This is a genomic window from Agrobacterium sp. ST15.13.015 (assembly GCF_027871645.1).
GTDB classification, from domain to species: Bacteria; Pseudomonadota; Alphaproteobacteria; order Rhizobiales; family Rhizobiaceae; genus Agrobacterium; species Agrobacterium leguminum.
In genome coordinates this window covers 16402-41592 of the sequence record NZ_JAQAHF010000003.1, presented here as the reverse complement: position 1 = coordinate 41592, position 25191 = coordinate 16402, and the positions used below count along the sequence as shown (strand labels likewise).

Annotated in this window: 21 protein-coding genes; 7 read left to right on the top strand and 14 right to left on the bottom strand. The window is 59.7% G+C overall.

The window, feature by feature from the left end:
• Positions 1-157: 157 nt before the first annotated feature.
• The 8 genes from nirD to PIB16_RS05410 form a co-directional block, all read right to left on the bottom strand.
• Entirely contained in the window at positions 158-493 is a 336-nt protein-coding gene (nirD, locus tag PIB16_RS05445; RefSeq protein ID WP_003519747.1) for a nitrite reductase small subunit NirD, read from the bottom strand.
• Positions 494-498: 5 nt separating this feature from the next.
• Positions 499-2946: a nitrite reductase large subunit NirB gene (nirB, locus tag PIB16_RS05440; RefSeq protein WP_142845578.1), complete on the bottom strand. Its 2448-nt coding sequence runs from the start codon at positions 2944-2946 to the stop codon at positions 499-501.
• Between the two features lie 5 nt (positions 2947-2951).
• Positions 2952-3749, bottom strand: a complete 798-nt coding sequence (locus PIB16_RS05435; RefSeq protein WP_078052189.1) for an ABC transporter ATP-binding protein — start codon at positions 3747-3749, stop codon at positions 2952-2954.
• A gap of 13 nt (positions 3750-3762) precedes the next feature.
• On the bottom strand, positions 3763-4656 hold the full coding sequence (ntrB, locus tag PIB16_RS05430) for a nitrate ABC transporter permease (RefSeq protein ID WP_104679804.1): 894 nt from the start codon (positions 4654-4656) through the stop codon (positions 3763-3765).
• A gap of 116 nt (positions 4657-4772) precedes the next feature.
• On the bottom strand, positions 4773-6065 hold the full coding sequence (locus PIB16_RS05425) for a CmpA/NrtA family ABC transporter substrate-binding protein (RefSeq protein WP_271045131.1): 1293 nt from the start codon (positions 6063-6065) through the stop codon (positions 4773-4775).
• Between the two features lie 379 nt (positions 6066-6444).
• Positions 6445-7731 (bottom strand): CmpA/NrtA family ABC transporter substrate-binding protein, encoded by a 1287-nt coding sequence (locus PIB16_RS05420; RefSeq protein WP_104679806.1) that lies wholly within the window; start codon positions 7729-7731, stop codon positions 6445-6447.
• A gap of 34 nt (positions 7732-7765) precedes the next feature.
• A complete protein-coding gene (locus PIB16_RS05415) occupies positions 7766-8353 on the bottom strand; it encodes an ANTAR domain-containing response regulator (RefSeq protein WP_003519752.1) in 588 nt (195 codons plus the stop codon).
• A 101-nt stretch (positions 8354-8454) separates the two neighbouring features.
• A complete protein-coding gene (locus PIB16_RS05410; RefSeq protein WP_065656665.1) occupies positions 8455-9120 on the bottom strand; it encodes a GntR family transcriptional regulator in 666 nt (221 codons plus the stop codon).
• Between the two features lie 266 nt (positions 9121-9386).
• On the opposite strand from PIB16_RS05410, the gene PIB16_RS05405 reads away from it, so the two are divergent.
• From PIB16_RS05405 to amyA, 6 genes are all read left to right on the top strand, one after another.
• Entirely contained in the window at positions 9387-10628 is a 1242-nt protein-coding gene (locus PIB16_RS05405) for an NRAMP family divalent metal transporter (protein ID WP_065656666.1), read from the top strand.
• Positions 10629-10706: 78 nt separating this feature from the next.
• The gene (locus PIB16_RS05400; protein WP_059758319.1) at positions 10707-11474 is read left to right on the top strand and encodes a LamB/YcsF family protein; all 768 of its coding nucleotides are present in this window, start codon (positions 10707-10709) and stop codon (positions 11472-11474) included.
• A gap of 11 nt (positions 11475-11485) precedes the next feature.
• Positions 11486-12295 carry a putative hydro-lyase gene (locus tag PIB16_RS05395; RefSeq protein ID WP_080857581.1) on the top strand — a complete coding sequence of 270 codons (810 nt, stop codon included), beginning with the start codon at positions 11486-11488 and terminating at the stop codon, positions 12293-12295.
• Between the two features lie 7 nt (positions 12296-12302).
• Complete coding sequence (locus PIB16_RS05390) at positions 12303-13919, top strand: 5-oxoprolinase/urea amidolyase family protein (protein WP_065656706.1); 1617 nt, start codon at positions 12303-12305, stop codon at positions 13917-13919.
• Positions 13916-15649 (top strand): acetyl/propionyl/methylcrotonyl-CoA carboxylase subunit alpha, encoded by a 1734-nt coding sequence (locus PIB16_RS05385; RefSeq protein WP_065656668.1) that lies wholly within the window; start codon positions 13916-13918, stop codon positions 15647-15649. The genes PIB16_RS05390 and PIB16_RS05385 overlap by 4 nt, the downstream gene beginning before the upstream one ends.
• Positions 15650-15760: 111 nt before the next feature.
• A complete protein-coding gene (gene amyA / locus PIB16_RS05380; RefSeq protein WP_271045130.1) occupies positions 15761-17248 on the top strand; it encodes an alpha-amylase in 1488 nt (495 codons plus the stop codon).
• A gap of 30 nt (positions 17249-17278) precedes the next feature.
• On the opposite strand, the gene soxR is transcribed toward amyA, so the two are convergent.
• The gene (gene soxR, locus PIB16_RS05375; protein ID WP_003519761.1) at positions 17279-17734 is read right to left on the bottom strand and encodes a redox-sensitive transcriptional activator SoxR; all 456 of its coding nucleotides are present in this window, start codon (positions 17732-17734) and stop codon (positions 17279-17281) included.
• Positions 17735-17893: 159 nt separating this feature from the next.
• On the bottom strand, positions 17894-20002 hold the full coding sequence (locus tag PIB16_RS05370) for a TonB-dependent receptor plug domain-containing protein (RefSeq protein WP_065656670.1): 2109 nt from the start codon (positions 20000-20002) through the stop codon (positions 17894-17896).
• Positions 20003-20149: 147 nt separating this feature from the next.
• Between PIB16_RS05370 and PIB16_RS05365 the strand changes: the two genes are divergently transcribed.
• The gene (locus tag PIB16_RS05365) at positions 20150-21619 is read left to right on the top strand and encodes a glycosyl transferase family protein (protein ID WP_065656671.1); all 1470 of its coding nucleotides are present in this window, start codon (positions 20150-20152) and stop codon (positions 21617-21619) included.
• A 7-nt stretch (positions 21620-21626) separates the two neighbouring features.
• Here the strand turns inward: PIB16_RS05365 and PIB16_RS05360 are convergent, their stop codons facing one another.
• From PIB16_RS05360 to repC, 4 genes are all read right to left on the bottom strand, one after another.
• Positions 21627-22826: a low temperature requirement protein A gene (locus tag PIB16_RS05360; RefSeq protein WP_065656672.1), complete on the bottom strand. Its 1200-nt coding sequence runs from the start codon at positions 22824-22826 to the stop codon at positions 21627-21629.
• 46 nt (positions 22827-22872) lie between these two features.
• Positions 22873-23157 (bottom strand): hypothetical protein, encoded by a 285-nt coding sequence (locus PIB16_RS05355; protein ID WP_065656673.1) that lies wholly within the window; start codon positions 23155-23157, stop codon positions 22873-22875.
• Positions 23158-23225: 68 nt separating this feature from the next.
• On the bottom strand, positions 23226-23438 hold the full coding sequence (locus PIB16_RS05350; RefSeq protein ID WP_065656707.1) for a hypothetical protein: 213 nt from the start codon (positions 23436-23438) through the stop codon (positions 23226-23228).
• A gap of 463 nt (positions 23439-23901) precedes the next feature.
• Positions 23902-25179, bottom strand: coding sequence for a plasmid replication protein RepC (repC, locus tag PIB16_RS05345; RefSeq protein ID WP_081307944.1), 1278 nt, complete (start codon positions 25177-25179; stop codon positions 23902-23904).
• Positions 25180-25191 lie beyond the last annotated feature (12 nt).

Sequence of the window (25191 nt, the reverse complement as noted above, 5' to 3'; positions counted from 1 at the left end):
CCTCAAGGGGGGAGATCGACAAGCGGAAGGCTTGCCGCTTCATCTCTGCGACCGGCGACGCAAGCCGTGAATGGAAATTCGTGCCGCAAATGATCTCCCCCCCTGAGGGGGAGATGTCCGGCAGGACAGAGGGGGGTAATGCCACCGCCATCGCAATTCACTCCGCCGCAATCATCAGGGTTTCGAGCGCTATCGAAAGCCTCCCATCCAGATTACGCACTGGAATGGTCCGCACCTCGCCCTCATCCGCCCCCAGCGCCTTGCCAGTTTCCAGCGAAATGACCCAATTATGCAAAGGACATGTCACCGAAGCGCCATGCACGATGCCCTGGCTCAGCGGCCCGCCCTTGTGCGGGCAGTGGTCCTCGATGGCGAAGACCTGATTTTCCGCCGTGCGGAACACGGCGATCTTGCCCATCGGCGTTTTGACGCAACGCGCGCCGCGCAGGGGAATGTCGGAGATATCGCCAATATCGATCCAGTTGCTGTCCATCGTTCTCACTCCGCCGCCTGATTGAAACCGATCGCCGCCATGGGCCTGAATTCGTGCTTGTCGTGGCCGGATACGCGTTCCGACCAGGGATCGACCTGCGCGAATTTTTGGCTGAAGACGAAGCGATCGAAATAGGCCTTGCGCTTTTCCGCATCGTCCATGATCTGGCGGCGGATTTCGTCATAACCGATGCGCTTGGCCCATTTGTAAATGCGCTCAAGATAGCGGGCCTGTTCGCGATACATCTGCGTCAGCGCCACGATATGCTCCAGCGCCTCATCCTCGGTTTTGACGAGACCCAGAACTTCCGTGCCCTTGATATCGAGGCCGGCGGCACCGGCGAAATGGATCTCGAAACCGGAATCGACGCAGATCACGCCGATATCCTTGCAGGTCGCCTCCGCGCAGTTGCGCGGACAGCCTGAGACCGCAAGTTTCAGCTTGGCGGGTGTCCACGAGCCCCACATGAATTTTTCGATGCGGATGCCAAGGCCGGTGGAATCCTGCGTGCCGAAGCGGCACCATTGCTGGCCGACGCAGGTTTTGACCGTGCGCAAACCTTTGGCGTAAGCCTGGCCGGAAATGAAACCAGCCTTGCCGAGATCGGCCCAGACCGCCGGCAGATCCTCCTTCTCGATGCCGAGAAGATCGATGCGCTGGCCGCCCGTCACCTTCACCATCGGGATTTCGAACTTGTCGACCACATCCGCAATCGCCCGGAGCTCGGAGGAAGAGGTGACGCCGCCCCACATGCGCGGAACGACGGAATAGGTACCGTCCTTCTGGATATTGGCGTGGACGCGCTCATTGATGAAACGCGACTGGTAATCGTCGGCATATTCATCCGGCCAGTCGCAGACGAGGTAATAATTGAGCGCCGGCCGGCATTTGGCGCAGCCGCAGGAGGTCTTCCATTCCAGCTCCTGCATCACGGCCGGGATGGTCTTCAGCCCCTTGGCCTTGATGAGACGGCGCACATCGTCGTGGCCGAGATCGGTGCATTTGCACATGGGCTGCACGGCAGCGGGATTATAGCTGTCGCCGAGCGTTATCGTCATCAGCTGCTCGACAAGGCCGGTGCAATTGCCGCAGGAGGCGGATGCCTTCGTGTGGGCGCGCACATCGTCCAGCGATGTCAGCCCCTTGGAGGTGATGGCCGATGTGATCTTGCCCTTGCAGACGCCGTTGCAGCCGCAGATTTCCGCATCATCCGGCAAGGCTGCAACGGCCGCCATAGGGTCCAGCGGCGACCCTCCCTGATAGGCCTGACCGAAAATCAGGGTTTCGCGCATGGCGGAAATATCGGTCGATTTCTTCATCAGATCGAAGAACCACGAACCATCAGCCGTCTCGCCGTAAAGCACCGCGCCGATGATGCGGTTTTCCTTGAGGATCAGGCGCTTATAGACACCGGCGGTGGCATCGCGCAGCACGATTTCCTCGCGGTCGTCGCCTTCTGCAAAATCACCGGCGGAAAACAGGTTGATGCCGGTGACCTTCAGCTTGGTATTGGTGACAGAGCCGTGATATTCGGCCGAGCCGCCACACAGCCGGTCCGCCAGCACCCGCGCCGATTCATAAAGCGGCGCAACGAGGCCATAACACATGCCACGATGCTCGGCGCATTCGCCAAGCGCATAGATCGAGGCGTCCGACGTCATCATGCCGTCATCCACCACGATGCCGCGATTGACGGCTATACCCGCCTCCTTGGCGAGACCCGAGGCAGGACGGATGCCGACCGCCATCACCACCATGTCGCCCTTGATGACCCGGCCGTCTTCCAGCTCGATGCCTTCGACCTTCTCCTCACCGAGAATGCATTTGGTATTGGCCTTGGTGATGATGTCGATGCCGCGCTCATTGAGCGCCTTTTCGAGAAGATAGGCCGCTGCTGGATCGAGCTGGCGCTCCATGATCGTCGGCATCAGGTGGATGACGGTAACGTCCATGCCCTGGCGCTTGAGGCCATAGGCGGCTTCCAGCCCTAGAAGACCGGCGCCGATGACGATGGCGCGGCCCTTGCCCTCGGCGATTTCCAGCATCTTAGTCACATCGTCGAGATCGCGGTAGGCGAGCACGCCCGGCAATTGGTGGCCGGGAACCGGAATGATGAAAGGCAACGAACCGGTGGCGATCACCAGCTTGTCGTAGGAAACCGTGATGCCGTTTTCGCTGGTCACGGTCTTTCTGTCGCGGTCGATGCCGGTGACCTTCGCGCCCTTGTGCAGCGTGACATTGTTAGCCGCATACCATTCGTCATTATGAATGACGATGTCTTCATAGCTCTTTTCGCCAGAAAGCACCGGCGAGAGCATGATGCGGTCGTAATTGACGCGCGGTTCGGCGTTGAAAATGGTGACGTCGTAAAGGCCGGGAGCGGTTTCGAACAGGTTTTCCAGCATGCGTCCCGGCGCCATGCCATTGCCGATGATGACGAGTTTTTGCGTCATGGGCGTTACTCCGCAGCTTCGACGAAGCGGTGACGTTCGTAAAGGAACTTCAGCACGGCCTCGCGGCATTTGAGGTAGGTCTTGTCGGATGCGAGCTCGATGCGGTTGCGCGGGCGTGCCAGCGGCACCTCCAGCACTTCGCCGATGTGGGCTGCCGGACCGTTGGTCATCATCACGATACGGTCGGAAAGCAGCACCGCCTCGTCGACATCATGAGTGATCATGACCATGGTGTTGCCAAGCCGGGCGTGGATTTCCATCACCGCGTCCTGGAGATGGGCGCGGGTCAGCGCGTCCAGCGCACCGAAAGGCTCGTCGAGCAGCAGGATCTTCGGCTCCATGGCGAGCGCGCGGGCAATGCCGACGCGCTGTTTCATGCCGCCGGAAATTTCAGACGGTTTCTTGTCCCTGGCATGGGCCATCTGCACGAGATCGAGATTACGCATGACCCAGTCATGCCGCTCGGCCCGGGTCTTGGTATTGCGGAAGACCTTCTCGACAGCAAGGTTGACGTTTTCATAAACCGAAAGCCATGGCAGCAGGCTGTGGTTCTGAAACACGACGGCGCGTTCCGGGCCGGGCTCGTTGACCTCGCGGTTTTCGAGCAGAACGGCACCGGCAGACACTTTCGTCAGTCCGGCGATGAGATTGAGCATGGTGGATTTGCCGCAACCGGAATGGCCGATGACGGAGACGAATTCGCCTTTTTCGATGGTGAGATTGATGCCTTTCAGCACCTCGGCGCGCGAACCGCCCTTGTCGAAATATTTGTCGATGTGATCGAGCTTCAGATAAGCGTTCATGATCGTCGCCCTCTTAATTTGCCGCAGCGCCGCGGGTGATGACCTTGCCGAGCGCCGCCACCAGCTTGTCGAGCACGAAGCCGACGACGCCGATGTAGACGAGCGCCACGATGATGTCGGGCAGGCGCGAGGAATTCCACGCATCCCAGATGAAGAAACCGATGCCGACGCCGCCGGTCAGCATTTCCGCCGCGACGATTGCGAGCCACGAAAGGCCGACACCGATACGCAGGCCGGTGAAGATGTAGGGTGCCGCCGAAGGCAGCATGATCTTGAAGAAGAATTCCAGCTGGTTGAGCCGCAGCACCTGCGCCACGTTGCGGTAGTCCTGCGGAATATTGCGCACGCCGACTGCGGTATTGATGATGACCGGCCAGATGGAGGTGATGAAGATCACGAAAATGGCCGAAGGATTGCTGTCCTGAAAGGCGGCCAGCGAAAGCGGCAGCCAGGCAAGCGGCGGCACGGTGCGCAGCACCTGGAAGATCGGATCGAGACCGCGCATGGCCCAGACCGACTGACCGATCACCGCACCGAGAATGATACCGGCAATGGCGGCGAGGCCGAAACCGTAAGCCACACGCTCCAGCGAGACCAGCACGCGCCAGCCAAGGCCGATATCCTGCGAACCATTATGGAAGAACGGCGATACGATGAGATCGTAGCTCTCCTCGAAAACCTGGCTCGGGGGCGGCAGCGATGAGCCGGGGGCGGAACAGAGCAATTGCCAGACGCCCAGCAGAATGGCGAGGACGATGAACGGCGGTACGATGTTGCGGGCAGCGGCCGCACCCCATTTGCGCAGATCGATCCGCGGCGACTGTTTCGGCGCAAGCGACACGACGTTTGCCTTCTGCGCTATCGGCTGCTGCGGCTCTTCGTTGAATTTTCGGGCCAATGCGGACATGGGCGTTTCCTCTTGATTTCGGTTGCGGTCTGGGGCTCGCCCCTCATCCGGTCTTCACTCGCGCCGGTTGGGCAGCGCATCTGGCGGATGAGGGGCGATACCCCCGGGTCTCCTCCTCAGGAGGCCGCCTTGATGGACAGGCTTTCGAGATAGGCCGACGGATTTTCCGGGTCGAAGACCTTGCCGTCGAAGAAGGTTTCCTTGCCGCGCGAGGTGGAGGCGGGAAGATCGGCAACGCCGAGATCCTTGGCCGCCGCGCGCCAGATATCATCTCGGTTCACCTTCTCCACCAGCGCTTTCACATCCGTATCGGGTGCGAATTTGCCCCAGCGGATGTTTTCCGCGATGAACCAGCTGTCGTGGCTGCGGAAGGGATAGGAGGCATGGTCCTGCCAGAACTTCATCTGCAGGCCGGTATTTTCGAGCACGCGGCCGTTGCCGTAATTGATATTGCCCTTCAGGCGGCCAAGCACATCCTTCGGCGGCACGTTGAACCATTGGCGTTTGCCGAGGATGGTGGACATTTCCTCCTTGTTCGCCATTTCATCGCACCATTGCTGCGCTTCCATCACGGCCATCAGCAGCGCCTTGGTGGCGTTGGGGTTCTTTTCCACCCAGTCGGCGCGCATGCCGAGCGCCTTTTCCGGATGGCCCTTCCAGAGTTCGCCGGTGGTACAGGCGGTGAAACCGATGCCCTGATTGACAAGCTGCTCGTTCCAGGGTTCGCCCACACAGAAGACGTCCATATTGCCGACCTTCATATTGGCGACCATCTGCGGCGGCGGAACGACGATGGTGGAGACGTCCTTGTCCGGATCGATGCCGCCGGCGGCCAGCCAGTAGCGGATCCAGAGATCATGCGTGCCGCCGGGGAAGGTCATGGCGGCCTTGATTTCCTTGCCTTCGGCCTTCTTTTTCTCGAAAGCCGCCTTGAGCTTGGAGGCATCCAGCTGAACGCCGGTTTCTGCATATTCCCTGGCGACGGAAATGCCCTGGCTGTCGAGGTTGAGGCGGGCGAGGATGGCCATCGGCACCGGCACATTATTCTGGGTCACCTTGCCGGTATGCATGAGATAGGGCATGGGCGTCAGGATGTGTGCGCCATCGATGCCGTTCGATACGCCGCCGAGCACGAGATTGTCGCGCGTCGCACCCCAGGAGGCCTGTTTCAGAACCTCGACATCCGGCATGCCGTGTTTGGCGAACAGACCCTTTTCCGCCGCAATGATGAGCGGAGCGGCATCGGTGAGCGCGATGAAGCCGATTTTCGCGCCTTTCACCTCGGGCTCAGCGGTGGCTGCGAAAGCACCGGACGGAAAGGCCACGCGCACGGCGCTGACAAGGGCGGCGGCGGCTGTCGTCTTCAGTATCGTGCGGCGGCTGACATCGCCGGAGAATATCTTTTTCATTCGCATGTTCCCCTTATTGGGCCACCTCTGCGGGTGACGCTTTCGCTTGCGAAAAAACCTGAAAATAAAAAAACGCCGCTCGGTGTTTGCGCCTGCGGAACGGGAGGTGTTCCGGGCAGCAAAACCTTGCGACGTCTGTGTCTTGTGAAAGCGCCTATGCCGCGCCTTGCTTGCCCCGATCGCCGTTGACCGGTGCAAAAAACAAGAAGCAAGAGGCGTGCCAATTTATAAAATGTAGATTATATTATTGAAAATAAAGGATTATTTTTAAAATCGATCTACTGATTAAATTTTAATCAGCGCGTTTTCTGTCTTCCATTTGTGCAAAGAGAAGAATCCTGCGCTTGAAATTTGCGCAGCCCGCAAGGCAAGACGACGCTTACGTCTCGCCTGAAGTCGGAGAAAACGGTGCGGCGGTGCGCACGGAAAAGGCGTTCACGTAGCCGGTAATGTCGGCGGGATCGAATACGAGGCCATCCACGAAACGGTCCTGCTCTTCCTGCCCTTCGATGCGGATATCGGCATCGTCAGGTGCATTGGCGTCGCCCAGCGCCGCCCGATAAATATCCGGCCGGTAGGCAGACAGGGCGGCCTCCACACCGGCCTGGGAAAACTCGGCCTGCCCCCAGCGGATCATCTGGCTGTAGATCCACAATGCCTGGCTCTGGCGCGGATAATTGGCGTGACCATCGTGGAAGATGAAATAATTGTCGATCACCCGGCGGTTGCCCTGGCTGTCGATACTGAATTCACCGGCAAGCACACGGCGAATGATACCTTCCGGTGCGCCGATATAACGGGGATCGGCAAGGGCAGCGCTGAGATCATCGTGATTTTCGGCTAGGTCGCACCAGCGCGCGGCGGCATCGAGCGCCTTCAGCAACCGTCCGACCGTTTCCTGCTGGTTTTCCGCCCATTCGGGTCGCATGCCGATGACTTTTTCCGGTGCGGAAGGCCACAAATCCTGCTTGGCCGCAACGATGCGACCGACACCGCGCTCGGCGGCGACGATGTTCCACGGCGCTCCGACGCAGAAACCGTCAATGGCCCCTGCGGCAAGCGCATCCGAGGTCAATGGCGGCGGCACGACCACAAGCTTGACATCGTGATCGGGGTGAATGCCGCCGGCGGCAAGCCAGTAGCGAAACTCGTAATTATGCGATGAAAATGGATAGGTCATGCCAAGCGTCGGCGGCGGTTCGCCGCGGGCGCGCATATCATCGAGCACCCGCTTCAACGCCTCGGCATTTTCGAGCGCTCCGGCCGTTTCGGAAAGCCCGGTCAAAGTCTTCATCCGTGCAAACAGCCGGGTCGAAAGCGTGATCGCATTGCCGCCGCGCCCGAGTGAAAAGGGCGTGATCGTCGGCGACGGATTTGAGCCAAGCCCGAGCATGGAGGCGACGGGCATCGGCGACAGCATGTGGGCGATATCGAATTGCCGAAACGCCAGCCGGTCGCGCACATTCGCCCAGGAAACATCCTTGACGAGATCGAGCGAAAGGCCTTCGCGTTCTGCGAAACCGAATTCGGCCGCAGCAATCAGGACGGATGCGTCGACAAGCGGAATAAAGCCGGCACGCAGAATTTTCTGCCGGTCGCTGCCGACGATTGCCGGTGCTTGCGTTACGCCGCTGTCTGATCCGGCCGTTTTTTCCGGTGCCGCCATATCATTCACTCCACACTGTCCGACCGGCGGTTCGTTACATCAACAGACCGGCCGCGGTGACCACGCTTTGCGCGATCTCGGAAATCTTCTTCTTCTCGTTCATTGCGGTTTGCCGCAAAAGGGCAAAGGCCTCCTCTTCGGAAAGGCCGCGCATCTTCATCAGAATGCCCTTGGCGCGCTCGATGACCTTGCGTTCCTCAAGCGCCGATTTCGCTTCGGCAAGTTCCCGCTGAAGACGGCTGAAGGCATTGAAGCGGCTGACCGCCATATCGAGAATGGGCTTGACCCGCTCCTTCTTCAGCCCGTCCACCACATAGGCGGAAACGCCCGCCTCGACGGCCGCCTCAATGGACGCGGTGTCGGAGCGATCGACAAACATGGCGATCGGCCGGCCGACCGTGCGGGTAAGCTGGAACAGATGCTCCATCATGTCACGATTGGGATTTTCGAGATCGATGAAGATGACATCGGGCTGCAGCGTCTCGATGGTGCGCGCCACCCCGTTCACCTCGTGGATGACGGTGACGCGATGATAGCCGGCCTCGCGCAGCCCCTCCTCGATGATGGAGGCGCGGATCGCGTTTTCGTCGATAACGAGAATGGTCAGGTCGCGAAGCGTCATGTCAGCATTGATGACGCAGCGCAGCAAACTTGGCAATCGGCTGCGGCTGCAAAAAATGGCGGGAGCGGCAAGGGTCATTTTCTCCACTGCCGCCCGTCATGTCAGGAAGCGTGTTCGACGGCGCGTTCAAGCGCCTTCAGAACCGTCCGCTCGGACAGATTGAGATAGATTTCCATCTCGTCGCCGGCCTCTTGCGCCTTGCCCTCTTCCATCAGCGACAGGATCTTGCTGTTCATGTCCACGAAGGGGGAATGAAGCTGTTCGGGATCTTTCAGCAAACCGAAACAAAGCCTGAGTTCAGCGGCGATACGCTCGTAAAAATCGCTGAGGCGAGCGCTGTCGAGAAGATCGACGACGGCGGCGTGAAATTTCATGTTGGCGCTGCCCACACCCAGCCAGTCTGCATCTTCACGCTTGACCTTGGCGTCCTCGACCGCTGCCCGCATCGTCTTGATTGCGGGATGCTTGTGCCAGGCCTGGCGAAGTGCGCCGCATTCCACCATGCGTCGCACCCTATAAATATCGATGACCGAGGACATGGTGGGAACGGCGACGAACACGCCGCGATTTGCCTCGTGGCGCAGAAGCCCGTCCTTGGTCAGCAACCGGAAAGCTTCGCGCAGCGAATTGCGCGAGACGTCGAAACGTTCACTGAAGGCTGCCTCTGATAGGCGCTGTCCCGGCATCAACTCGCCGGAGATCAGCAGGGTGCGAATACCCTTGGCCAATCGATCCGCAAGCGGCAGACCCTCTATCGTTTCGGTCATGGCGCTCCTTTCCTTAAGAGCAATGCAGCATCGGGAATTCCGTGACAGGCATGTTCGGACACGGCATGATTGCCCATAGCACAAAGCATTAGCAAAGCACGAAAAAAACGTGATTAAATCCTGCCCATTACGTCCAACAAATGGACAAAATGAAAGAACGATAACTTTATATTGTTGAACAAAGTTGACAATTTCGCAGAACAGGACAAGATCGTCCGCATAAAGCATCCGCGAGGGGCGGATTGCGACAGGAGCGGAGAAAATCCATGGAGCAGAAAAAGCTCACCCCGACTGCCGATATGAAAATGTCAAAACGCGCATCCCTGATGGGGGCGATCTTCCTGATGGCGACATCCGCCATCGGTCCCGGCTTCATCACGCAGACGGCGACATTCACGACCCAGCTCGGTGCCGCCTTCGCCTTCGGCATCCTCGCCTCCATCCTCATCGACTTCGTCGTCCAGCTCAACATCTGGCGTATCGTGACGCTGACGCGCATGCGCGCATCCGATATTGCCAATGCCGCCATTCCCGGTTCGGGTTATCTTCTGGCCATTCTCGTCATTATCGGCGGCCTGTTCTTCAACATCGGTAATATTGGCGGCACCGGCCTTGGCCTGAATGCCATTTTCGGGCTGGACCCGAAAATCGGCGGCGCCATCAGCGCGGTCTTTTCCATCGCCATCTTCGTTTCCAAACGCGCAGGCCTTGCCGTCGACCGGTTCATCATTTTCGCCGGCATCCTGATGATCGTGCTGACACTTTATGTGGCCTTCGTTTCCGCACCGCCGGTGGGTGACGCCTTCCGCCAGACCTTCCTGCCGGATACGATCAATTTCGCAACCATCACCACCATCGTCGGCGGCACCGTCGGCGGCTACATCACCTATTCCGGCGCGCACCGGCTGCTGGACCGGGGCATGGTCGGCATCGAAAACCTGCCGGCCGTCAACCGCGCGGCGCTGACCGGCATCGCCGTCACCGGCGTCATGCGCTATGTGCTGTTCCTCGCCATTCTCGGCGTCGTCGCCAGCGGCGTCATCATCGATACGTCGGGCCAGGCCGCCAATCCGGCCGCACAGGCCTTCCGTTCGGCTGCAGGCGATCTCGGCTTCCGGCTCTTCGGCATCATCTTCTGGGCAGCGGCCATCACCAGCGTCATCGGCGCGGCCTATACCTCAGTTTCATTCCTGCCCGTCTTCAAGCAGGACATGACCGAACGTGCCCGCAACATGGCGACAGTCGTTTTCATCGCCGTCTCACTCGTCTGCTACCTGCTGATCACCACGCCGCCCGCCGCCATGCTGGTCTTCGTCGGCGGCCTGAACGGCCTCATCCTGCCCATCGGCCTCAGCATCTTCCTGTTCGCCGCATGGAAACGCGAAGACCTGATGGGCGGCTATCGTTACCCGCGCATCCTGCTTGTGCTTGGCGTTCTGACCTGCGCATTGACATGGTACATGGGCTACAAGTCCGCCGGCACCATCTTCGGCCTGCTCGGCCTGTAATAAACTAGTGTTTTACGCATTTTCCGGACGCAAAACCGCTACGCACTTTTGCTGGAAATGCTCTGAAGGGAGGCAAACATGGCCGCTATCGATCTCAACAGCGATCTTGGCGAAAGTTACGGCGCATGGCGCATGGGAGACGACGAAGCGATGCTCGCTATCGTTTCAAGCGCCAACATCGCCTGCGGATTTCATGCCGGCGATCCGGCCGGTATCTACCGCACCGTCAAGGCCGCCGCCGAAAAAGGCGTGGTCGTCGGCGCCCATGTCTCCTATCCGGACCGCGTCGGCTTCGGCCGCCGCGATCTGGACGCGACCTCGGAAGAACTGATCGCCGATGTCATCTACCAGATCGGGGCACTGAAAGGCGTCGCCGCCGCTGCCGGCACAACGGTGCGTTACGTGAAACCGCATGGCGCGCTTTACAACCGCATCGCCAACGATGCGAAACAGGGGCAGGCCGTCATTGACGGCATCAAGGCCATCGATCCTTCGCTGGTGCTGATGGGTCTTGCGAACGCGCCCATCCTCGATCTTGCCCGCAAGGCAGGTCTTGCCGTCGTCGCCGAAGCTTTCGCGGATCGCGCCTATACGCCTCAGGGCCAACTCGTCTCCCGCCGCGAAGCCGGTGCCGTGCTGCATGACGCGGCCAAAATCGCCGACCGCATGGTGCAGCTTGCCCGCGAAGGCACGCTGGAGGCCATCGATGGCAGCATCATAAAAATCGAAGCGCAATCCATCTGCGTGCACGGCGACAGCCCCGGTGCCGTCGCCATCGCCCAGGAAATCCGCCGCCGTTTCGAGGCTGATGGCATCGACATCCGCTCTTTCGCATCCAATCGTTGAAAGGATAGCCGATGACGATACCGACATCCTATCTCAACCACACCAACGCGGACGCCGCACGAAAGGCCCGTGCGACCTATCGCGACGGCCTCGTCGCCCCAACTTCCGGCATTGCACCCGGCTTCACGCAGGCGAACATGATCGTGCTGCCGCGCGACTGGGCCTTCGATTTCCTGCTTTACGCGCAGCGCAATCCCAAACCCTGCCCGGTGCTGGACGTGTCCGATCCCGGTTCGCCGACAACGCTGCTCGCGCCCGGCGCAGATCTGAGAACCGACCTGCCGCTCTACCGCATCTGGCGGGACGGCAAGCTCGTCGAGGAAACAGCGGATGCAACCGCCGCCTGGGCGGAGCGCGATGATCTCGTCGCCTTCCTGATCGGCTGCAGCTTCACCTTCGAAACGCCGATGGTGGAAGCGGGCATCGAAATCCGCCATATGACCGACAAGAGCAATGTGCCGATGTATCTCACCAACCGACCCTGCCGCCCGGCCGGTCGGCTGAAGGGCAATATGGTCGTTTCCATGCGGCCGATCCCGGCCTCCCGGGTCGCCGATGCTGCGACCATTTCGGGACGTTTTCCGGCCGTACACGGGTCGCCCGTGCATGTCGGCGCACCGGAAGAGATCGGCATCACCGATCTTGCAAAGCCTGATTTCGGCGATGCGGTGCGGATCGAGCCGGGCGAAGTTCCGGTGTTCTGGGCCTGCGGCGTCACACCCCAGGCCGCCGTGATGGCGTCGGGCGTACCCTTTGCGATCACCCATGCGCCGGGGCACATGTTCATCACCGACATTCCCGATTCAGCCTATCACGCGTGAGGACATGATGCGTTTTCTCCCCGTCAGCCTCACCACCATTCTTGTCGAACTTGCCGATCTCGATGAAACGCTGGCGCTTTTCGCCTCGCTTCAGAACGATCCGGTCGAAGGTATCGAAGAGACCGTGCCGGCTGCCCGCACCCTGATGATCCGCTTTCGCCCTGAGAAGATCGGTGCCGAAGCGCTGGTCGCGCGACTGGCAAGCCGCGATCTCTCGGCAAAAATCGCGCCTTCGGACAATCTCGTGGAAATCCCCGTCCACTATAATGGTGAGGACCTTGCCGATGTTGCCGAACTGACCGGCATGAGCATCGAAGAGGTCATCCGCCGCCACACCGAAAGCGAATTCACTGTGGCCTTTTGCGGGTTCGCTCCCGGCTTCGGTTATCTGGTCGGCGGCGATCCGGCGCTGCATGTGCCACGCCGGCAAAGCCCGCGCACCCGCATTCCGGCAGGTTCGGTGGCGCTGGCCGGCGCCTTCAGCGGCGTCTACCCGCAAAACAGCCCCGGCGGCTGGCAGATCATCGGCACCACGCCGGTGAAGATGTGGGATATAGACCGCGATCCCGGCGCGCTTTTCCAGCCGGGTTACCGCGTGCGTTTCTTCGACATGGACAAGGCCGGCAAAACGGTCGACATCCCCGTCTCGGAACCGCGCAGCGCCGGGAAAGACCGGGCAAAAGCAGGCCCGCATTTCGAGGTGCTCGCAGCCCCCATGCCCGCCATCTTTCAGGATCTCGGCCGCTTCGGCCAGACCGGACAGGGCGTTTCGGCCTCCGGCGCACTGGATCGTGGCGCGTTCAATGCCGCAAACCGCATCGTTGGTAACCCCGTCAACACGCCCTGTCTCGAACTGACGCTCGGTGGATTTTCCTTTAAAAGCACGAGCCGCGCCGTCATCGGCATTGCAGGCGCCCCCTGCCCCGTCACCATCACCACGGCAGATCGCAGCTTCGCGGCAAAGACCCATGGCCCGGTGCCGCTCGAACCCGGTGATGTGGTCACTTTCGGCCAGCCGCCAAAGGGCATGCGCTGTTATCTTGCGGTGCGCGGCGGCTTCGATGTCGAGCCGGTGCTCGGCAGTTTCGCAACGGATACGCTGGCTGTCGTCGGCCCAGAGCCGGTGGGTACAGGCGCCACCCTGCCGCTTAAGGGAGAGAAGACCGGCCTTTCCAGCGTATCGATCGACGAGGTTCCGGCCTTCGAACCGCCGGCAACGGGTGAGGTCGTCACGCTGGACGTCGTTCTCGGCCCCCGCACCGACTGGTTCACCCAGGAGGGCATCGACACGCTGACCGGCCAGCTCTGGCAGGTCACGCCGCAATCGAACCGCGTCGGCATCCGCCTTGCCGGCGACGTGCCGGTGGAGCGCAAGGACAGCGCCGAATTGCCGAGCGAAGGCACGGCGACGGGAGCGATCCAGATTCCCCATAGCGGCCAGCCGGTTCTCTTCCTTGCCGATCACCCCCTGACGGGCGGTTATCCCGTCATCGGCGCGGTCGCCGAATATCATCTCGATCTTGCGGGACAAATCCCCGTCAACGCCAAAATCAAATTCCGCCCGATCGGCCCCTTCGCCGAAATCGCGGCCAAGAACACAGAATTCCGAGGAGAAGAGCGATGAAAAAAGTGCTGATTGCCAATCGCGGCGAGATCGCGGTCCGCATCATCCGCGCATGTCGCGATTACGGCCTGCAATCGGTCGCCGTTTATGCCGATCCCGATCAGGATGCGCTCTTCGTCCGGCTGGCGGATGAGGCCTATGCGCTGGAGGGCGTGCGGCCGGCCGAGACCTATCTCGATATCGCCAAGCTGATTGCGATTGCCAAACGCGCCGGCGCGGATGCCATTCATCCCGGTTACGGTTTCCTGTCCGAACGCGCCGAATTTGCGCGTGCCGTTCTCGATGCCGGCCTCATCTGGATTGGCCCCGACCCGCATGTCATCGAGGCACTGGGCGACAAGGTAGAGGCACGGCGCATTGCCACCGGCGTCGGCGCACCGCTGGTCGCCGGCAGTGACGGTCCGGTGTCTTCCGCTGCCGAAGTCACGGCCTTCGCCGAAGAACACGGCTTGCCCGTCGCCATCAAGGCGGCCCATGGCGGCGGTGGTCGCGGCCTGAAGGTTGCGTGGAAGATGGAAGAGATCGCCGATCTCTACGAATCCGCGGTGCGCGAGGCAACGGCCGCCTTTGGCCGCGGCGAGTGTTTCCTTGAGCGCTTCCTTGACCGGCCGCGCCATATCGAGGCGCAGGTTCTGGCCGACAAGCATGGCAATGTGCTCGTCCTTGGCACCCGCGATTGTTCGCTGCAGCGCCGGAACCAGAAGCTGATCGAAGAGGCTCCCGCCCCGTTCCTCTCCGCCGAACAGCGGCAGAAAATCCATGCGGCTGCAAAAGCTATCTGCGCCGCTGCCGGTTATTCCGGCGCCGGCACGGTCGAATTCCTGCTCGGCGTCGATGGCACGATTTCTTTCCTCGAGGTCAATACGCGCCTGCAGGTGGAACATCCCGTTACCGAAGAAACCACCGGTATCGATCTCGTCATCGAGCAGTTCCGTATTGCTGAAGGCCAAAAGCTGCGGGTTCTCGAAACGCCGGAACCGCGTGGCCATTCGATGGAATTCCGCATCAATGCCGAAGATCCCGGCCGGGGCTTCCTGCCGACCCCCGGGTCGATCTCGGTTTTCAACGCCCCCTCCGGTCCCGGCATTCGCGTGGATAGCGGCGTCGTCAGCGGCTCCAGCGTGCCGGGCGTATTCGACTCGCTTATGGCGAAGCTGATCGTCACCGGTGCCGACCGCGATCAGGTTCTGCGCCGCGCCCGCCGCGCGCTCAAAGAATTCCGCATCGAAGGCATCGCCACCGTCCTGCCGTTCCATCGGGCCGCAATCGAAACCGAAGACTTCGTCGGAACTGACGGTTTCAAGGTTCACACCCGCTGGATCGAGACCGATTTCGCCGCCATGCCGGATGCCATGGAGCGCCCGGCACCGGCCGACGACCCTTCCGTCACCCGCACTTTTCTGGAAATCGACGGCAAGCGTGTATCGGTAGGTCTGCCCAGCCTGCTGCTCTCCAGCCTCGGTGCGGTTAGCGGCAACAGCGGGGCCGTTCCCGGCACCGCCGCCCCCAAGGAAAAGGAGGGCGAAATCACCGCCCCGGTTTCCGGCACGCTGCAGTCCTTCAAGGTAAAAGACGGTGATACGGTGTCGCAAGGCGATCTTCTGGCCGTCATGGAAGCCATGAAGATGGAGACGCAGATTATCGCCACCAAGGCCGGCAAAGTTCGCCTCATTGTCAAGGAAGGCGACTATCTGCAGGCGGGCGCAGCCCTTCTCGAGATAGCCGGCTAATATACGGACAGGCCACCGGCCTCACAATTGCAGATCGCGCATGGCTGGCGGCGGAACCCTTTCGCCGCCGGGCCGTTTATGGCGCGACCTGCTAACGACTGTGAGGGAAATATGGCCGGACGCACCTTGCTTCAGTTCTTCCATTGGTATTATCCGGACGGAGGGAAATTATGGAGCGAGGTGGCCGAAAAGGCCGAAAGCCTTGCCAAAATGGGCATCACCGATATCTGGCTGCCGCCCGCCTATAAGGGTGCTGCCGGCGGTTATTCGGTCGGTTACGATACCTACGATCTCTTCGACCTCGGTGAATTCGACCAGAAGGGCACCGTCGCCACCAAATATGGCGATCGCGCCGCCCTCGAACATGCGGGCCGGACGCTGAAGGAAAACGGCATCCGCGTCATTCATGACGTGGTTCTCAATCACAAGATGGGTGCGGATGAAAAGGAAAAGGTACGGGTTCGCCGCGTCAATCCCGAAGACCGTACCGAAATCGATGATGAAGACTTTCAGGCGCTGGCCTTTACCCGCTTCACCTTTCCCGGCCGCAACGGCAAACACTCCAAATTCATCTGGGACCTGAAGTGCTTCAGCGGTGTCGATCACATCGAAGAGCCGACCGAAGACGGTATATTCCGCCTCGTCAATGAGTATGGCGATGGGGAATGGAATGAGGAAGTCGATCAGGAAAACGGCAATTTCGATTATCTGATGGGTGCCGATGTCGAGTTCAGGAACCGGGCGGTTTACGAAGAGCTCAAATATTGGGGCCGCTGGCTCTCCGAGCAGGTGCAGGTCGATGGCTTCCGTCTCGATGCCGCCAAACATATTCCGGCCTGGTTCTTCCGCGACTGGGTCGACCATATGCGCGAAACGGTCGATCCCGATCTTTTCGTCGTGGCGGAATATTGGCACCCCGATCTCGAGGCGTTGAAAAGCTATCTGGAACTCGTCGACAAGCAGCTGATGCTTTTCGATGTCGCCCTTCACCACAGCTTCCACGATGCCTCGAAACAGGGCGGCGATTTCGATATGCGCAGCATCTTCGATGGTTCGCTTGTCTCCGCCGTTCCCGACCATGCAGTCACGCTGGTCGACAATCACGACACGCAGCCGCTGCAATCGCTGGAAGCGCCGGTGGAGCCCTGGTTCAAGCCTCTTGCCTATGCGATCATCCTGCTGCGCGAAGAGGGTGTGCCCTGCGTCTTTTATCCCGATCTGTTCGGCACGAGCTATACCGACACCGGCAATGACGGCAACGAGTATAAAATCGATATGCCCGCCATTGAATGCCTGCCGAAACTCATCGAGGCCCGCAGCCGTTTCGCCAACGGAGCCCAGACGGATATTCTCGACGATGCAAGCTGCATCGCCTTTATTCGCCACGGCGCCGCCGATGCGCCGGGCTGCGTGGTGGTGATGTCGAATGGCGAGCCCGCAGAAAAGCAGATCGATCTCGGTCCCGATCACGCCGGGGCGGTCTGGCGCGACTTTCTCGGGCACCGTGAAGAACGGATTACCCTCGATGAGAGCGGCAAGGGCGTCTTTCCCACCAATGGCGGCAGCGTCAGCGTCTGGGTTGCCGCCGATTCCGAGTGAGAAACAAGCGTTCCGGTTCGGAAATCCCGTTCATTCCGCAGAAACGAGGCGGCGCGGACCTGCGCCGTCATCGGCCAGAACATCGTTCGGATTGCGCAACGGACAATCATCCAGCGAAAGGCACCCGCAACCGATACAGCCGGTAAGCTGATCGCGCAGCATGATCAGGCTGTTGATGCGAAGCTGCAGCATTTCCCGCCAGGATTGGGAAAACCTGCGCCAATCGGCCGTCGTTGCCACCCGATCCTGCGGCAGATCGGCCATCGCATCCCGGATGATGCTGAGCTGTATACCCGCTCGTTGCGCGATGCGGATGATGGCGATACGCCGCAGGACGGCGCGATGATAACGACGCTGGTTACCGGCAGTTCGCCAACCTTCAATCAGCCCCTTCGCCTCATAAAAATGGATGGTGGACACGGCGATGCCGCTGCGGCGGGCAACCTCCCCAACCGTCAGGCTGTGCTTGAATACGGTATTTTCCATTCTGGCTCCTGCTTCCGTAACGATTTCCGCTCGGAAAACGCGGAAACATAGTGAAGAGCAGCCGGTATAATTCCTCAACCATAGTTGAGGTCAATAGGCGATAGCCCAAAAAAAGAGGCGCCCAAAGGCGCCTCCAAATTTCGTGAATGTGGCCACGGATCAGAACTTCGCTGTCATGCTGATCCAGAAATGGCGGCCTTCCATGACGGTGTTGAAATCGTCGGTGCCGACATCCTTGTCGAAGACATTATAAATGGCGGCATTGAGATCGACATTTTCGGCAACCGCATATTTCGCGCCGATATCGAGGGTCGTGTAGGCGTCATATTTACGCCCGGCCTTGCCGTTGATCGTCACAGGCGTGCCGTTGGTGCCGATGCGTGGGCCGGCATTGATTTCCGATCCGTGGTAATTCAGCGAGGCCCAGGCTTCCAGACCGTCGATTGGGGTCACCCAGTCGCCGCGCAGATTGGCCATATGTTCCGGCGTGCGCGCCAGCGGGAAGCCTTCATAATCGCCGGTTTTCTGTTCGGAATGGGTATAGGTATAGTTGCCGCGCAGCGTCAGGTCCGGCGTCGCATACCATGTCGCCGTCAGTTCCACGCCCTGAATGACCGCATCATCGATGTTGTAATTGTACCAGAGACGATAGTTGCGGTCTTCGCTCCAGCGGGCAGGCGTTCCATCCGGATTGAGCACCAGCGCGTTGGAAATCTTGTCCTTGAAATCGGTATAGAAATAGGTAGCGCCGAGAGCGACGTCGCCATTGTCCCAAAGCGCAGCCACTTCATAGCTCGTGCTCTTTTCCGCTTCGAGGCTAGGATCGCCGATGATCACGCCGCAGGTGCCGCTCGGGCCATAGGTGCAACCGCCACCACCCGTCGTATAGGCGTAACCCGGTGCGATCTGGCGGATTTCCGGGGCGCGGAAACCGGTAGAGATGCCGCCCTTGATGGTCAGTTCCTCGGTCGCGCTCCAGACGCCATAAAGGCGCGGGCTGAAATGATTGCCGTATTTCTCGTGATTATCGAGACGAAGACCGCCCGTCAGCGCAAAATTATCGACAATGCGCCATTCATCCTCAAGGAAGAGCGCCCATTGCGTCGCCGAAAATGTCTCGTCGCGGCCGGTGCGGCGTCCCGGGTTCTGGTCGGTCAGCCGCGCCTCGAAATATTGTCCGCCTGTGACCAGCGTGTGGTTGCCGAACAATTCGAACGGCGTCGTGAACTTGCCATCGAGAACGGTGTTGCGCACTTCCGGCGAGCGCGGGTTTTCTGTCACGCGGCCGGTGCGGATATTTCTGGTGAAGTTGGTACGCTCCGCCCATTCCTGCTGGAACGAGAATTCGGATGTGGTCGGCCCCCAGCGGCCGGTATGCGACAATGACCAATGGTCGCGCGTGTTGGTATTGTAGGTGCCGTTGGCGTCGGTTGCCGCCAGCGTGTCGCCGGGCTCGGCGCTGCGGCGCAGCCGCGTCTTGCCGCCTTCGAGATAGATGTCGTGATCCTCGTTCGGCGTAAACGTCAGACGACCGTTGAAATCATATTCCTTGGCGCCCGTGGTGCCGCTCAGAATACGGTCTTCGCCGCGTGTGAAACCCCTGCCCCAGAGCTGCAGACCGAGCTGGTCCTTCAGGATCGGTCCGTTGGCGTACCAGGAGACCTGGCCGCTATTGCCGAATTTGGAATGCTGCTGAACCGTGCCTTCGGTGGTGACGGAACCTGACCAGACATCGCCGACCTTGCGGGTGATGATGTTGATGACACCGCCCATGGCATCCGAACCATAAAGCGAGGACATCGGCCCGCGCACCACTTCGATGCGCTCGATCGCCGAAACCGGCGGCACGAAACTCTGTTCGAAGCCGGAATTGCCGTTGGTGCGGGCATCGCGCGTGCTCTGCCGCTTGCCGTCAACCAGAACCAGCGTGTAAGCACCGGGCAGACCGCGAATGAAAATATCCTTTTCATTGGCAATGCCGGTGACGGATACGCCCTGAACTTCCCGCAGGGCATCGGTCAGATCGCGATAGGACCCCTTTTCCAGATCTTCCCGCGTCACAACCGTGATGCTGGCCGGAGCGTCCTTCACATTCTGCTCGAAACCGGATGCGGTGACGACGATCTGCTGAAGAACCGTGTTCCCCTCAGACGCCTGCTGCGCAAAAACGGGCAGAGCAATGCTAAGGGCCGTTCCCGCCATTGCTGCCGAAAGACCGGCCTTTATTATCGTCGCGGACTTTTCGCGGCCGCGGTACTTCAATTCCATGTTATGCCCCCGCATTTAACTTGAGAATTTAACCCCACTTATTTAGGAGGGGGTGCGGGCGCAACGCGTTTGTTTTCGAACAGTTCTAAATTCCAGAAATTGCAAAAAGGGCTCCCCGGACAAGCGGTGGAGTAAAAAAATCGCAAGATGACAACCGGCAAGAGAAAAGATGAACCAGCCTCCACGACAAAGCCCGACAGGCTTGGGCAGCTGAAACTACTTGTCGCTTTCGATGCGTTGTTGCGGGAAGGCAGCGTCAGCCGCGCGGCGGCGGGCATGGGACTGCCGACATCTTCCATGAGCCGCATCTTGCAGCAGCTGCGCGAAAGATACGGCGACCAGCTTTTTCTGCGCACCGGTCAGGGCCTGCGTCCCACCCCCTTTGCTGAAAACATGCGGCTGCGAATTCGCTCGCTGGCGGCGGAGGCCGAGAACCTGATCGACTATTCGCAGGAAAAACCCGCCGCCCCGGCCAACGCCAGTGCAAGCGGCTGGGAGCGGCCCGTGCTGATGAAGGCGCCGCCGCTTTCGCTTCGCCCCAGCGTTCTTCTGGAAGGTCAGCCAACACCGGAAAACATCGCCGACCGTCTTGCGCGCATCGGCCACAATGCCGATCCGCAGCAGAGGCTTGCCAAATACATCGCAACCTGCGCGATGGGCATCGGCAACAGCCGCCCGCTCAGCCATGTGGAAGCGATGGACGCGCTCTCTATCATTCTCGATGGCGATGCCGACCCGATACAGATAGGCGCGCTGCTTGCAACCATGAATTATCGCGGCGTGACCGCGGCGGAGCTTGCCGGTTTCATCGAAGCCATGTGGCGACATATAGAGAGGGATCAGCAAGCTCCTGCATCGGCGGATCTCGACTGGCCCGCTTATATGTCGCCGAAACATCGCGATGCGCCGTGGTTCCTCCATTCCGCGCGTCTTGTCGCCATGGCGGGATACAGCGTCCTGCTGCACGGGCATGTGGGGCAGGGAGAAAACGGCGGCAAGCTTGAACTTGCAGCACAGGCCTGCGGCATTCCCCTTTGCCACTCGCTTTCGCAGGCGGCGAAAGCCACAGCCTCGGAGCGCATCGCCTACCTGCCGATCGGTGGTCTGTCCCTGCAGTTTCAAAGCCTGCTCGGCCTGTACGGCATTCTGGAGATGCGCCTGCCGCTCAACACGGTCGTGCATCTTCTCAATCCGCTTCGCGCCAGAAGCACGATCATCGGCGTCGCCCGCCCGTCCTATCAGGAACTTCATCGGGACACGGCGCGACTGCTTTCGGTGGAAAACCTCGCCATTCTCGGCAATACGCGGGATTTTGCGCAATTCACGCCGTTTCGCAGCACCCGGATTTTCGGTCTTTCGAAGGGCAGGGATGTGGAATTCATCGTTCCTGCACGCGAAACGCCGCCCGCCGAAATGCCGACCATGTTCACAACCTTCGAATATTGGCGGGCGGTATGGACGGGTGCCGCAAGGGACGAAAGGGCAGAAACCATTATCATCTCGACGGCAGCCATCGCGCTGATGCTGGTCAACGATATGGCGCTGCCCTTCGAGGAAGCCTATGCCCGCAGCCTTCGGCTCTGGAACGACAGGGCGCGCAATCTGGTCAACGCCTGATCAGCGATCAGGCATTGGCGACCGCCCTTTTCAGCGCCAGATATTCCCAAAGGGCGACAAGCAGAAGAATTGCCGTGCTCACCAGTTGCAGCACGAAAAGCGGAATACCCGGCACCGGCAAAAGCAGGCAGAGCGCCGCCACGCCGGCAAAATGCGAAACCGGTCGCTGATAGGCGGCGGCGATCTTGACGCCGATATTGCCGGCCAGAAACAGGACCGGACCGCCGAGAATGGCGAGCGCCTCACGCATCGTTGCGCCATCCCGCGCATGGGAGAGGCTGAAATCTTCACCCACCGCCGTCAGGATGATACCCGCCACGATGGGCAAATGCCCGTAGTTAAAAAGATTATGGGCGATCTTCGCCTTTTCTTCGGCATTCTCGGCTTTTCTCGACGCCTCTTCCTGCCCGTGATGGAAATAAATCCACCACATCGCCACGGTACTGACGAAAGCGGAGCAGAAGACGATAAACGTCAGGCCCGAATTCATATATTCGGTGGCCGTGCGTCCCGTGGTCAGGATCGTTTCGCCAAGGCAGATGATGACGAAGAGCGCACATCGCTCCGCCAGATGCTCGCCGGAAAGATGCAGCCTGTCCTCGTCGCTCGAGGCTACGCCCGGCACGACATAACGGCAGGCGGGGCCGGCATATTCAATTGCAAGTGCGATGCCCCACAGGAGAATGCGATCGGCCAGATCGACGAGCCCACCGGCCAGCCAGAACAGGCTCGATACCACGAGCCAGATCGTCACGCGCACGAAGACCAGATAAGACTGCCGGTCTTCACCCCTGAACGCATAGAGGGCGAACAGGCTTCGACCGACCTGCATCACGCTGTAGATCAGGGCGAAGACGAGGCCCTGTTCCGCAAAAGCCTCCGGCAGCGCGATGGCCAGCAGAACGCCGCCGAACATCAGCACGAACAGCAGGATCCTGACTGGCTCCTTTTCCGTGTTCAGCAGGTTTGTGATCCAGGTGGTGTGTATCCATAGCCACCAGAGCGACAATATCAGGATGCCAGCCTCAAGCGCAGCCGTCGGCCCAAAATCCTTGGCCAGAGCGTGGGAGAGTTGGATCAGCGCGAAAACAAAAACCAGATCGAAGAACAGTTCGGGGAAGCTGGCCTTGCCGGCGTCCTGGCCCTCCTGCCTTATCCAGCTTTCCGCATCCGCTTTGCGTTCTTGAAGCTCACCCCCGGTTCTCATTCCACCTCCGCCGCAAGATTTCGACCGGTCTTCTCACCACGCCCCCTCACCGTTGCGACAAAGCCTCTTCGCTCCCCGATACAACGGGGTTCGACCTTCGGCCGGGAAACTCCAGCGCCCGCGCATTGTCGGGATAAAAGCGCGGCCCAACCAGACGGACTTTCTTCCCAGAGACGTCGGTAATGTAGTTCGGGGTCGCAGCCTTGGGCGAAAGTGGAATGCTGTCGGCGCTGGAAACCGCAAGCGTGCTGACCTCGAGAGGCTGGGCAATTGCAGGCAGGCTCGCCATCGCGGTGAGTGCGGCTGAGAGAATAAATGATCTTGGAAACATGGGACGCATATCCTGGCACAATTGGTTGCGCCATAAACAGCCCTCGCCCGCTTTGGTTCCGCCGCTCGTCAGCGATCCCCATCAAGGTAGGAGCTATATTGAACATAGTCGGCGCTCGGTTGCCCACCGACAATCTCCGGCGGTCGACCTTCACCACCGGGCAGATGGCCAGTGTTTTCGAGCTCCGCTCTCAGGAGCTTTTCGATAGCCCTTTCCCGCGGCAAGGCGTTATCCGCCATGTAGAGGGCGACGGCCAGTTCCATGTCATCCGGAAAATTCATCAGCTCAGCCATCCGTTCAAGCAATCAAGCCCAAACGCAGGACCTTGTAGAAAGTTCAACTTCGCCGCCCTCGGCGCGGGGCTTTGTCAATCCCCCGTCCAGTCACTTCCGATGGGGCCATATCCCGGTTTTGTGGCGCTCGGGCATGGACTTCCATTCAGTACCCAACACGTGTTTTGCCACGTGCTTCTTGCATACAGATTGCACTTTTCCGCTCTTCTCGTCGCCATTTCGACGAAAAACAGCCTCGACTCAAGCGATTGAAACCAATCAGGGAAAAACGCAAACGAAAGCTAAATAGAACTTAGTTTTCATTACTTTGCATTAACCATAGAAATCCACCGGCTGCACTGTTGCTACAGCACCCTCATGCGAATCTCTTTCTACTTGCGGAAACGGCGTTAATGTAACTTCCGTCTGCTTTTTCCGCAAGCGATGACCATTTCGCGCGGCCCGTGAGAACTCACGAAAGCATGTTCGCCTCCATGGTGTCCTTACGCCCTCGCAACTGCGCCAGAAGCATTGTCTGCACATCGAAGCCGCCTTCCTGCGCCTTACGGGTCAGATTACGCAGATATCCGCCGAGCGAGCTTATCTGGTCCGCTTTCTGCAAAAGGCATGCGAGAATGGCTGCCGTTCCCTGTCGGCCGAATGTGAGGAGGGCATCCTGATACGCTGACTGGCTGATGTTGAACATTGTTTTGATGACGGATGTCGCCACTTCAAGATCGCGCCATCCGGTAACCGCTCCGCCTGGGGCATAGAGCGAGATATCCGGGCAAGCCTTCAAAACCAAAACAATATCAGGAACAAAAAATTGCTTATGAAGAACAGGCTTTGCTGACTGCGGCGAAGCTTTTGCACTGACGGGCGCCACATATGCCGGCTGGGTGCTTGCCGTGCTGGCAGGTGCAACGGTTGCCGGTTCGCGCAAATCTTGCCGTTCAGATATGGATTCGGATTCTGAATTCTTTATGAGGCGCTCATTTTGGCAGTCATTGCCGCCCGTTTTTTCCGATTTTTCAATATTTTCCAGATAGTTGGTCACTTCCGCGCGCAAAGAGGCCAAAAATCCGGCGATTTCCCGAAGCTCCGCAGGCTTGGAATTGCGGCCGAGAGAGCGGGCAATGGCATTGTAGCGGGTCTGAAACCCTTCGAAGGTTTCGACTTCTCCGCTTGCGGCAATCATCTCGCAGAGTTTCTGGATATCGCGGCGGCTAAGGCTGATATTTTCACGAAGCCGCTGAAGATCGAGCCGCTCGCTGACGATGCGTTCGGCCAGTTCCTCGATTTCCGCTTTGCGGGCAAGAAGCGGCGCCAGCGAAAAACCGTAAGCCTCGCTGATTTCCCCTCCCCTGTGCTTGCGGGCGTATCGTTTTCCGTTCGGGCTGTCCTTGCGAATTATAAGACCGGCCTCGACAAGAGCCGAAAGATGCCGGCGCAATGTCTGCTCGGCCATGCCATGGGCCCTGAGTGACAATTGCGTATTCGACGGGAAGACGACCAATCCGGCTTCGCTGGAAAGCTCGTTCTTCGGATAAAAACTCAAAAGCGCGTTCAGAACCGCGAGCGAGCGATCAGTCACGCGGAGCAATGGCCTGGCTTCGCAGACCGAACGATAGAGTTTCCATTTATCGACCGCTTCGATTTTCTTGTTTTTCTGCGCGGCAAACTGGGTTGCGAGGACGCCAAACGACATCGCTCGCCGCCCAAAGGGCGTCGTTACACATGTGCTGTCCATGTCTTTCACCTT